This is a genomic window from Rhodopseudomonas faecalis (assembly GCF_003217325.1).
Lineage (GTDB): Bacteria > Pseudomonadota > Alphaproteobacteria > Rhizobiales > Xanthobacteraceae > Rhodopseudomonas > Rhodopseudomonas faecalis.
In genome coordinates this window covers 3,192-13,691 of the sequence record NZ_QJTI01000040.1, presented here as the reverse complement: position 1 = coordinate 13,691, position 10,500 = coordinate 3,192, and the positions used below count along the sequence as shown (strand labels likewise).

The window sequence follows — 10,500 nt, the reverse complement described above, 5'->3', positions numbered from 1 at the left end:
ACAACTTCAGACCTCACCAGGCCCTCGGCGGCAAAACCCCCAAGGACTTCGCCACCAACAAAACCATTCGATCAACGAATTAGTGAACTCGCACAATTGCGAGAGAAGCGAAGCAATCCAGCCCCGCTATCAGGCTGCTGGACGGCTTCGTTACTGCGCTCCCTACAATGGCGATCCGATCAATGCAGCTTGACGCTCGGCGTTGGCCGGTGGCTGCCGATCGAATTGAGCAGCGCGCGCCAGAACACGGTGGAGCGGCCGTGCAATGCCGCCTCGTGCATCTTGTACAGCGCCCGGTACATCAGCCGCGCCATCATGCCTTCGATGAACATGCTGCGCCCGACCGCATAGCCCATCACATTGCCGACCGCCGAATATTTGCCGAGCGACACCAGCGAGCCGAAATCGCGATATTCGAATGGCGGGATCGGCTGGCGCTGCATGATCGGCTCGATATGCCGAATGATATGGGTCGCCATCTGATGCGCGGCCTGGGCCCGCGGCGGCACCGGGTTCGGGTAGCCTTCCCGCGGGCAGGACGAGCAATCGCCGATCGCGAAAATATTGGGATCGCGCGTGGTCTGCAGCGACGGCGTCACCAGCAGCTGATTGATGCGATTGACTTCGAGACCGCCGAAATCGGCCAAAAAGTCCGGCGCCTTGACGCCCGCCGACCACACCACCAGTTCCGAAGGAATGAGTTCGCCGCTCGATAGCACCACGCCGTCGGCGCGCACTTCCGCGACCCGGGCGTTGATACGCACCTCGACGCCGAGCGCGACCAGCAATTCCATGGTGGCGTCAGCGATCCGCTCCGGCAGCGCCGGCAGAATGCGCGGCGCGGCCTCGATCAGCACGATATGGATGTCGCGCGCCGGATTGATGCGGTCCATGCCGTAACCAACCACATCGCGCACCGTATGGTGCAATTCGGCGGCAAGTTCGGTGCCGGTGGCACCGGCGCCGATGATGGCGACGTGCAGCTGTCCGGGCCGCGGCCCTTCGGGCTGGGTGTTGGCGCGCAGACAGGCATTGACGATCCGGCGGTTGAAGCGGCTGGCCTGCTCCGGGGTTTCCAGCGGCACCGCGAACTGCGCCGCGCCCGGCGTGCCGAAATCATTGGTGACGCTGCCGATCGCCATGATCAGCGTGTCATAGGGCACCGAGGTCGCTGGCGTGATCTGCCGGCCCTCTTCATCAAGCATCTCGGCCAGTTTCAACTCTTTGGCTTCGCGGTCGATGCCGATCACCTCGCCATAGCGATAGATAAAATTGTGCCAATGCGCCTGCGCCAGATAGTTCAGCTCGTGCTGCGAGCGGCGCAGGCTGCCCGCCGCGACCGCGTGCAACAACGGCTTCCACAGATGGGTGCGCGAACGCTCGACCAGCGTCACGGTGGCGCGCCCTGATCGGCCGAGCGTATCGCCGAGCTTGGTGACGAGTTCGAGCCCGCCGGCGCCGCCGCCCGCCACCACGATGCGATGCGGCCTGGTTAGTTGGTCGTTCTGATCTGCCATCGACTGCCCCCGATCGTCACACCACCGATAGTTTCGCGCGATCGCCGGCAAAAATGCAACACGACGCAGCGCACCATGCAAGATCAAGTGGTAAGCAGCCGCCAAAATGAAAGGCCAGGGAGCATGCGCTCCCCGGCCTCAAATCACGTATTCGTCAACGACGGTCAGGTGGAATATTTGAACTCCGGCATCGCCTTCAGCTCATCCTTGGACAGATTCAGGATGGCGTGGTCCGGGTACCACTGACTGCCGCTGGCATTGGTGGTGGACGGTGTCGCCGATCCGGCCGAACCGGTGGTCGTGGACGATCCGGTGGTGCCCGACGGCGCCATGCCCGAGCCCGACGTGCTCTTGCTCGCGCTGGCGCTGCGGACCGGCTCGTTGGACCATTGCAGCTTCTCGAACGGGATCGCGACATAGCGCTCGCCCATGCCGAGGAAACCGCCGACGCCGATCACCACTGCCTGCACCTTGCCGGACTGATCGACCAGCAGTTCATTGATCTCGCCGAGATTCTCGTTGTTGGCGTTGTAGACATTGACGCCGATCACCTTCGAGCTGCGCCACTGCCCCTTATGGGATATCGGCTGCGACATGCTCGATTGCGACATGCTCGATGATGACGGACTGGTGGATGGCGCCGGATTCTGCGCAACCGCCATGGTGCTGAGCATCGTGGTGCCGAGCAGGCCGGCGATAATCGTTTTGGCGTTCATTGTGTCGTGCCTCATTGGTTGGAAATGGTCCCTACCAAACGGCGTAGACGCGGCGCTGTTCCCGTGATGAGAGGATTTTGTCGGCGAACGAAACTGGAGACACAGCGTGACCGATAGTTCCGCCAGTTCCAGCTCGCGCGACCTTTGAACGCATCATCGCGCGACCGATCAACGCCTCCCACATCCGCACAAGGGCCGCGGTGACAGCTATCAGTGATACGACAATCATTGGAGCGCGCGATCAGATCACGTCATTGATCAGTAGCGCCGCGAACGAACGCAAACTCGCCGTGTCTCCGCTGGCACGACTACTCGACGCTGACGGCTGTTCCAATTCGCACGCGGCGTCGATGCCCGCGATCTCAAACGACAGCGCCTCGCTCGCCTCGGCCTGACGATCTCGCAGGCGATCACGTTCGCGCACGGCGGCGAATTAACGCTACACGATCGGCTGCCACGCGCGCCGATCGCGCGCATCTCCCCGCGTCACCCGATTCCGCTGCACGGCACCACGTGGTGGCGCGCGCCCAGCATTTGGCAGTGGGGAACCCGGCACTCGCCAAAACGCTCGTTGACACGCGCGCGCTTCTGCCTACATTGAGCCCGTTCCGAGGGGGGCTCCGATGAGGAGCTGAGATACCGCTTCCTCGCGGGTCAGGCGGCAAGACTGCCGGGCCAGTGCGAGACCGCGGTGACCCTTTGAACCTGATCCGGGTCATGCCGGCGAAGGGACAGGGATGAATAAACAGACTGATCTTGTGAGCGGACAATCGTCCGCTATTTCGCTTTCCGCTTCCGATTCCGAACGCGGCCAACTTCCAGATCTCCGCAAGGACGCTCCCGTTTCCGTGATCGGCGCCGGCATTGCCGGTGCCTGGCACGCTTTGCTGCTGGCGCGCGCCGGCCGCAAAGTCACGCTCTATGAGCGCGGCGATCAGGCGATGACGCAAGCCACTAGCCATTGGGCTGGCGGCATGCTGGCGCCGTTCTGCGAGGCCGAGGCCGCCGAGCCGATGGTCAGCCAGATCGGCATGCGCTCGCTGGAAATGTGGCGCAAGGAATTTCCTGAAACGAAATTCAACGGCTCGCTGGTGGTGTCGCATCCGCGTGATCGCGCCGACTTCGAGCGCTTCGCCAAGATGACCACCGGCCATCAGCGCGTTGACGCCGACGGCATCGCCGCGCTGGAGCCGGCGCTGGCCGGCCGCTTCCATGAGGGCCTGTATTTCCCGAATGAAGGCCATGTCGAGCCGCGCCTGGTGCTGGCGCGTTTGCATGAGCGCTTGATCGAAGCCGGCGGCACCATTCATTTCGAATCGGAAATGACGCCGGAAGAACTCGACGGCCTGGTGGTCGATTGCCGAGGCCTCGCCGCGCGCGACAAGGCGCCGGAACTGCGCGGCGTCAAAGGCGAGATGGCGGTGATCAAGACCGCCGAGGTCACGCTATCGCGCCCGGTGCGTCTGATGCATCCGCGCTGGCCGCTCTACGTCATTCCGCGCGAGAACAATCACTTCATGCTCGGCGCCACCACCATCGAGAGCGAAGACGAGTTGGTGATGGTGCGCTCGGCGCTGGAGCTGCTGAGCGCCGCCTATGCCGTGCATCCGGCGTTCGGCGAAGCGCATATCGTTGAGATCGGCGCCGGGCTGCGGCCCGCCTTCCCCGACAACCTGCCGCGCATCGCGCTCGGCAATCGCCGCGTCGCGGTCAATGGCCTTTATCGCCACGGCTTCCTGATGGCGCCGGCCCTGGCCGAAAAGACGCTCGCTTATGTCGAGCGCGGTGTGATCGACAATCAGGTGATGCGATGCTTGTGACCTTGAACGGCGAACAGCGTGAAATCGCGGCCGACAACGTCGCTGCGCTGATGAGCGAGCTGGATTTCACGGCCGGCCATTTCGCCGTGTCGCTCAACTACGAGGTGGTGCCGCGCGGCCAATGGGCCGAAACCCCGGTCGCCGCCGGCGATGAGATCGAGATTCTGACGCCTCGCCAGGGAGGGTGAGATGCGCGCCGCAGGCATGTGCTCTGTGCACCTCTCCCCGCCTGCGGGGAGAGGTCGGACGCTGAGCGCAGCGAAGCGTTCGGTTGAGGGGGCGCCTGCCCGCATCCGAACGTTCTCGACTCGTCGTGATACCCCCTCACCCTTGCCCTTGCCTTTGCCCTTGCCCCGCATGCGGAGCGCGGGAGCCTGCTGCGGCAGTGGAGATGTTTCATGGTGAAATTCTACGATCGCGAATTTTCCTCGCGCCTTCTGATCGGCAGCGCGCTCTATCAGTCGCCGACCATCATGCAGGACTCGATCCGCGCCTCTGGCGCCGAGATCGTCACGGTATCGCTGCGCCGCGAGGCTGCCGGCGGCAAGGCCGGCGACGTGTTCTGGTCGCTGATCCGCGAACTCGGCGTCACCGTGCTGCCGAACACCGCGGGCTGCCGCGGCGTGCGCGACGCGGTGACCACCGCCAAGATGGCGCGCGAATTGTTCGGCACTTCCTGGATCAAGCTGGAGGTGATCGCCGATAACGACACGCTGCAGCCCGACGTGGTCGGCCTCGTGGAAGCCGCCACCATCCTGATCAAGGATGGCTTTGAGGTGTTCCCCTATTGCACCGAGGATCTGTCGGTGGCGATGAAGCTGGTCGATGTCGGCTGCCGGGTGATCATGCCCTGGGCGGCGCCGATCGGCAGCGCGCGCGGCATTACTAATCGCGACGGCCTGAAATTGCTGCGCGACCGGCTGCCCGACATCACGCTGGTGGTCGATGCCGGGCTCGGCGCGCCGAGCCACGCCGCCGCGGCGATGGAGCTCGGCTTTGATGCCGTGCTGCTCAACACCGCAATCGCCAAGGCCGAACATCCGGTGCCGATGGCCGGCGCCTTCAAGCTCGCGGTCGAAGCCGGCCGCATTGCTTATGAGTCCGGCCTGATGGACGCCCGCGATTTCGCCTCGCCCTCCACACCTGTGATCGGGACTCCGTTCTGGCATGCCGTATCCTGACCGCTTTTACGCCATCGTTGACAGCGTCGACTGGGTGCGGCGCCTGGCGTCGCTCGGCGTCGGCACCGTGCAGCTGCGCGCCAAGGACCTCAATGACGGTGAGGCGCTGCAGCTCGTCACCGACGCCCTGGAAGCGGTGAAGGGCACGCGCACCAAACTGGTGGTCAATGATTATTGGCGCGCGGCGATCGTCGCCGGTGCTCAGCATCTGCATCTTGGCCAGGAGGACCTCGCCGAGGCTGATCTTGGCGAAATCCGCAAGGCTGGGCTGACGCTCGGGCTGTCCACTCACGACGACCAGGAGCTGGAGACCGCGCTCGCCGCGCAGCCCGACTATGTCGCGCTCGGGCCGATCTTCCCGACCACGCTGAAATCGATGCGCTTTGCGCCGCAGGGCATTCCGAAGATCACCACCTGGAAGCAGCGCGTCGGCAACATTCCGCTGGTGGCGATCGGCGGCATCAAGCTGGAACAGGCCGAAGAGATTTTTGCGGCCGGCGCTGACTCGATCGCGGTGGTGAGCGACGTCACGCAAAATGCTGATCCCGACGCGCGCGTGCGCGCCTGGCTCGATTTCGTCGCCGAGAAGGCGTGACGCGACCCGACTGCGACCGTCATGGCGAGCGCAGCGAAGCAATCCAAAAGTCCCGAGCACGGACGTTCCTGGATTGCTTCGTCGCTAACGTTCCTCGCAATGACGGCATAACGACTTTGACGACAACAAGCGGCCCGACAACAACCCATAGGAGGATGGCATGAATATCCGCTCCAATCCCGAGACGACGCGCGCCGCCGTCACCACCGGCCCGCTGCCCTCCTCCCGCAAGATTTATTCTACGCCCGAGGCCGCGCCCGATCTGCGCGTGCCGCTGCGCGAGATCATTTTGTCGGAAGCCTCCGGCGAGCCGAACCTGCCGGTCTATGACACCACCGGCCCCTACACCGACCCGGATGTGGTGATCGACGTCAACCAGGGCCTGCCGCGGCTGCGCACTCAGTGGGTCAAGGAACGCGGCGGTGTCGAAGAATATCAGGGCCGCATCATCAAGCCGGAAGACAACGGCAATGTTGGCGCCGAGCACGCCGCCAAGGCATTCACCGCCTATCACCAGCCGCTGCGCGGCACCGGCGCAGGCCCGCTGACCCAGCTGGAATATGCGCGCGCCGGCATCATCACCAAGGAAATGATCTTTGTCGCCGAGCGCGAGAATCTCGGCCGCAAGCGCCAGCTCGAGCGCGCCGAGGCCGCGCTCGCCAATGGCGAGTCATTTGGCGCCAGCATTCCGGCGTTCATCACCCCGGAATTCGTGCGCGATGAGATCGCGCGCGGCCGCGCCATCATTCCGGCCAATATCAACCACGGCGAACTCGAGCCGATGATCATCGGCCGCAACTTCCTGACCAAGATCAACGCCAATATCGGCAACAGCGCCGTGACCTCGTCGGTCGAGGAGGAAGTCGACAAGATGGTGTGGGCGATCCGCTGGGGCGCCGACACCGTGATGGACCTCTCGACCGGCCGCAACATCCACACCACCCGCGAATGGATTTTGCGCAACGCGCCGATCCCGATCGGCACCGTGCCGATCTATCAGGCGCTGGAGAAGGTCAATGGCGATCCAGTCAAGCTCGACTGGGAGGTGTTTAAGGACACGCTGATCGAGCAATGCGAACAGGGCGTCGATTATTTCACCATTCATGCCGGCGTGCGGCTGCAATACATCCACCTGACCGCCAATCGCGTCACCGGCATCGTGTCGCGCGGCGGCTCGATCATGGCGAAGTGGTGCCTGGCGCATCACAAGGAAAGCTTCCTGTACACGCATTTCGAAGAGATCTGCGAGCTGATGCGCAAATACGACGTGGCGTTCTCGCTCGGCGACGGTCTGCGTCCCGGCTCGATCGCTGACGCCAATGACCGCGCGCAGTTTGCCGAACTCGAGACGCTCGGGGAACTGACCAAGATCGCCTGGGACAAGGGCTGTCAGGTGATGATCGAAGGCCCCGGCCATGTGCCGCTGCACAAGATCAAGATCAACATGGACAAGCAGCTCAAGGAGTGCGGCGAAGCGCCGTTCTACACGCTTGGGCCGCTGACCACCGACATCGCGCCGGGCTATGACCACATCACCTCCGGCATCGGCGCGGCGATGATCGGCTGGTTCGGCTGCGCGATGCTGTGCTACGTCACGCCCAAGGAGCACCTCGGCCTGCCCGATCGCAACGACGTCAAGGTCGGCGTGATCACCTACAAGATCGCGGCGCATGCGGCCGATCTGGCCAAGGGTCATCCGGCGGCGCAGCTGCGCGACGACGCGGTCAGCCGCGCCCGCTTCGAATTCCGCTGGCAGGATCAGTTCAACATCGGGCTCGATCCCGACACCGCGCAGGCGTTCCATGACGAAACGCTGCCCAAGGAAGCGCACAAGATCGCGCATTTCTGCTCGATGTGCGGCCCCAAGTTCTGCTCGATGAAGATCACGCAGGATGTGCGCGACTACGCGGCCTCGCTCGGCGACAACGAACGCGCCGCGCTCTATCCGGTCGGCCAGGCCGGCATGTCGATTTCCGGCACCATCGAGGACGGCATGGCGCAGATGAGCGCCAAATTCCGCGACATGGGCGAGCAGCTCTATCTCGACGCCGAGAAGGTCAAGGAGAGCAACAAGGCGCTGTCGTAAGGCGGCGGGCTCAATACACGCAACAAACGTCATGCCCGGGCGCGACCTGGGCATTGATCGTAAATGAAGCGGTCAGGGCCAACTCAGTTGAACGGCAACGAACACAACAAGACGTTGTACGCTCTCAAACTCTCGTAGTATTATAGATTGAAGTGCGCAGTTCTCGAACACGGGCCTGAAAGCATTCTTAATCAGTGCCCGGACAAATTAGGGCTTATCATGGCCACCGAGGATGAAGACATAAACGAGTACCTCCACCTTCCGGATGATCCCGAGGAAGCTTTCGCAGTCTTACAACGACGACGATACAAGGACCTTGTAGCCATATGGAATGTTAACGAGGGTGGCTCAGGCTTCTATTACGAACGAAGATATGTTGATGGCCTAGTTGCTTTCGACGAAGTGCATAACTTGGGCATCCTAACTACATATCGAAATCCTCCAAGAGGGGATAACGATTTTTCAGATTTCTTTCAGGACTTCCGACGTCACGTTGAGGTTACATCCCAGAAGATTCTGATCGAAGCGGCCAGGCGCCAAAAAAGCAACTCCCAAAGCATAGTCGTCCTCGACGCGAGTGCTCGTGAGGCAATCCACAAACTCATTCAAGCTATTCGCGAAAAGCTAAACGCGATCGCTCTAACTGAAAACCAAAGAGATTCTTTGTTCAATAAATTGAATGCTTTTGCTGCCGAGATCGACCGCAATCGGACCCGTACAGAATCGTTCTTCGCTTTCGCAGTTGAGCTTGCCCGCACCGCTCGGTCCGTCAACGATGAGATTAAGCCACTTCAGCAAACCATCGACCGAGTTTTCGATTGGATTGAAAAAGCAAAGAAACTAAAGGACGCCCTGCCCCCTTGGAACGAGCGCAGGAAAATTGAGGGACCAGCTAAGCGACTTCCATCTCCTAAGGGAGAGGTAGACGACGATATACCATTCTAATGGACACGCATATTTTTCCACGGTAGGGGGTGGAATTGTCGATTCGGCTATTGATTCGTATTCAGGATAGGGGTTTTGTCGATACAAACTCGCTGATTGAGCCCGTAGGATGGGTTGAGCCCTTGCGAAACCCATCGCCTCAAATTCCGTGCGTTTGATGGGTTTCGCAAGAGCTCAACCCATCCTACGTCGGTTCGGCGCCGGGCTGTCGCTCGCCGAAATTGCTGCCCGGATCGGCGGCATCGCCGGCCAAATCGAGCGGATAGACACCGCGCGCCACCATGCGGTGGAACGAGGAATGCGGCCAGTCCGCGACGCGGGCAACGTGGCCATGTTTCACCGGGTTGAAATGAATGTAGCCCGTAGGATGGGTTGAGCTCTTGCGAAACCCATCGTCCCCTCGGTGCGCATCATGATGGGTTTCGCAAGAGCTCAACCCATCCTACGGCGCTCGACCCATCCTACGGCGCTTCACGATCGTTCGCCGAACCCGTCGCTCGGGGCGCCCATGTCGCCGGCCCAATCGAGCGGATAGTGCTAAACTTAGCGCACTTGGCTATTCATCCTAGCCCGTAGGATGGGTTGAGCCCTTGCGAAACCCATCACCTCAAATTCCATGCGTTTGATGGGTTTCGCGAAGAGCTCAACCCATCCTACGTCGGTTCGGCGCCGGGCTACGGGCTTCGCGAGTGATCGTTTTGATCATTTTGCGGCACCAGTGAAAAAAGATGATGCTCCCAGGGAGGCATCAAGATCTTGGTCTCTTGGCGTATTGGGCGGCGTCTTGCGAAAATTGCCACGATGCTTGGCGATCGCTGGAAAGCGGTCGCTGAAGCCCGCCGTCAACGGCGTCTTTGCATCGACAGCTTCAAATGTGATGCGCTTGAGCGAGTAACCAACTCCAAAAGCAGCTGCCAGATTGTCAGGAGAGACTTCCACAATCGAGCTTGGATTGCTCACGTTAGCAAACGTGACCAACATCGGATAATCCCGACGGAGCAACATCACCGAAGACTTGGTCGCAGCAGCTTTCTTCATCCGTTCTTGCATACCTTCGTTGGGAGGCCCTAGCTTCAACTCGGGATAGGCGAGGACTTTCGACACGATTGAAAACAGGTCGCGCCGGTAGAGCGGATCTGCGAGCACCGCGAAGAGAAATCGACCGCTGCCTAGGTCGACGGTCGGTGCTTCACCGATATTGCCGGAGCCGCCGATATCGCCGGGAAGTGGGATCATCGACGGCCCGTAGAGTGTGCATTCCAACACCGACGAACCTATGCTAACCCCGCTCGGCGTATTCACCTCGAGAGTCAGGCGATAGCGCAGCCACGCCTGCGACCTGCCGCAGCCGGAAAGCACTAACGCCATACCGCCTGTCAGAAGCGCCAGCATGCCGCGCCGTCCCATCATCATCCTACCACTCCCGGCCGACTATTGATCGTCAATATCCGCGCCATCCGGATTTCTGCGGCATGGCCATCAACTCAGCTCGTAGGATGGGTTGAGCCCTTGCGAAACCCATCGCCTCAAATTCCGTGCGTTTGATGGGTTTCGCAAGAGCTCAACCCATCCTACGTCGGTTCGGCGCCGGGCTGTCGCTCGCCGAAATTGCTGCCCGGATCGGCGGCATCGCCGGCCCA

Annotated in this window: 11 protein-coding genes, 1 pseudogene and 1 riboswitch; of the genes and pseudogenes, 7 read left to right on the top strand and 5 right to left on the bottom strand. The window is 61.6% G+C overall.

Going from position 1 to position 10,500, the window contains the following annotated elements; genetic code table 11:
• Positions 1-193 (top strand): hypothetical protein (locus BJ122_RS19480; RefSeq protein WP_210205476.1); only part of this gene is annotated, 193 nt, incomplete at its 5' end.
• On the opposite strand, the gene BJ122_RS18520 is transcribed toward BJ122_RS19480, so the two are convergent.
• The 3 genes from BJ122_RS18520 to BJ122_RS18510 all read right to left on the bottom strand — a co-directional run bounded on the left by BJ122_RS18520 (position 180) and on the right by BJ122_RS18510 (position 2,657).
• The gene (locus tag BJ122_RS18520; RefSeq protein ID WP_110782770.1) at positions 180-1,517 is read right to left on the bottom strand and encodes an NAD(P)/FAD-dependent oxidoreductase; all 1,338 of its coding nucleotides are present in this window, start codon (positions 1,515-1,517) and stop codon (positions 180-182) included. The genes BJ122_RS19480 and BJ122_RS18520 overlap by 14 nt on opposite strands.
• Positions 1,518-1,681: 164 nt before the next feature.
• The gene (locus tag BJ122_RS18515; protein WP_110782769.1) at positions 1,682-2,233 is read right to left on the bottom strand and encodes a PRC-barrel domain-containing protein; all 552 of its coding nucleotides are present in this window, start codon (positions 2,231-2,233) and stop codon (positions 1,682-1,684) included.
• Between the two features lie 241 nt (positions 2,234-2,474).
• The gene (locus BJ122_RS18510) at positions 2,475-2,657 is read right to left on the bottom strand and encodes a hypothetical protein (protein ID WP_110782768.1); all 183 of its coding nucleotides are present in this window, start codon (positions 2,655-2,657) and stop codon (positions 2,475-2,477) included.
• A gap of 177 nt (positions 2,658-2,834) precedes the next feature.
• Positions 2,835-2,983, top strand: a riboswitch (TPP riboswitch).
• On the opposite strand from BJ122_RS18510, the gene BJ122_RS18505 reads away from it, so the two are divergent.
• The 6 genes from BJ122_RS18505 (at position 2,971) to BJ122_RS18480 (ending at position 8,860) form a co-directional block, all read left to right on the top strand.
• Positions 2,971-4,053: an FAD-dependent oxidoreductase gene (locus BJ122_RS18505; protein WP_181419001.1), complete on the top strand. Its 1,083-nt coding sequence runs from the start codon at positions 2,971-2,973 to the stop codon at positions 4,051-4,053. It overlaps the preceding riboswitch by 13 nt.
• Positions 4,044-4,241, top strand: coding sequence for a sulfur carrier protein ThiS (gene thiS / locus BJ122_RS18500; RefSeq protein ID WP_110782767.1), 198 nt, complete (start codon positions 4,044-4,046; stop codon positions 4,239-4,241). The genes BJ122_RS18505 and thiS overlap by 10 nt, the downstream gene beginning before the upstream one ends.
• A 210-nt stretch (positions 4,242-4,451) precedes the next feature.
• Positions 4,452-5,234 carry a thiazole synthase gene (locus tag BJ122_RS18495; protein ID WP_110782766.1) on the top strand — a complete coding sequence of 261 codons (783 nt, stop codon included), beginning with the start codon at positions 4,452-4,454 and terminating at the stop codon, positions 5,232-5,234.
• The gene (locus tag BJ122_RS18490; protein WP_110782765.1) at positions 5,221-5,829 is read left to right on the top strand and encodes a thiamine phosphate synthase; all 609 of its coding nucleotides are present in this window, start codon (positions 5,221-5,223) and stop codon (positions 5,827-5,829) included. Before BJ122_RS18495 ends, BJ122_RS18490 begins: the two co-directional genes overlap by 14 nt.
• Before the next feature lie 160 nt (positions 5,830-5,989).
• Complete coding sequence (thiC, locus tag BJ122_RS18485; protein ID WP_110782764.1) at positions 5,990-7,915, top strand: phosphomethylpyrimidine synthase ThiC; 1,926 nt, start codon at positions 5,990-5,992, stop codon at positions 7,913-7,915.
• 219 nt (positions 7,916-8,134) lie between these two features.
• Positions 8,135-8,860, top strand: coding sequence for a hypothetical protein (locus BJ122_RS18480; RefSeq protein WP_110782763.1), 726 nt, complete (start codon positions 8,135-8,137; stop codon positions 8,858-8,860).
• 184 nt (positions 8,861-9,044) lie between these two features.
• Here BJ122_RS18480 and BJ122_RS18475 read toward each other — a convergent pair.
• Positions 9,045-9,218: pseudogene (locus BJ122_RS18475) on the bottom strand (transposase); the annotation flags it as partial.
• Positions 9,219-9,562: 344 nt separating this feature from the next.
• A complete protein-coding gene (locus BJ122_RS18470; protein WP_210205475.1) occupies positions 9,563-10,252 on the bottom strand; it encodes a hypothetical protein in 690 nt (229 codons plus the stop codon).
• Between the last annotated feature and the right edge of the window lie 248 nt (positions 10,253-10,500).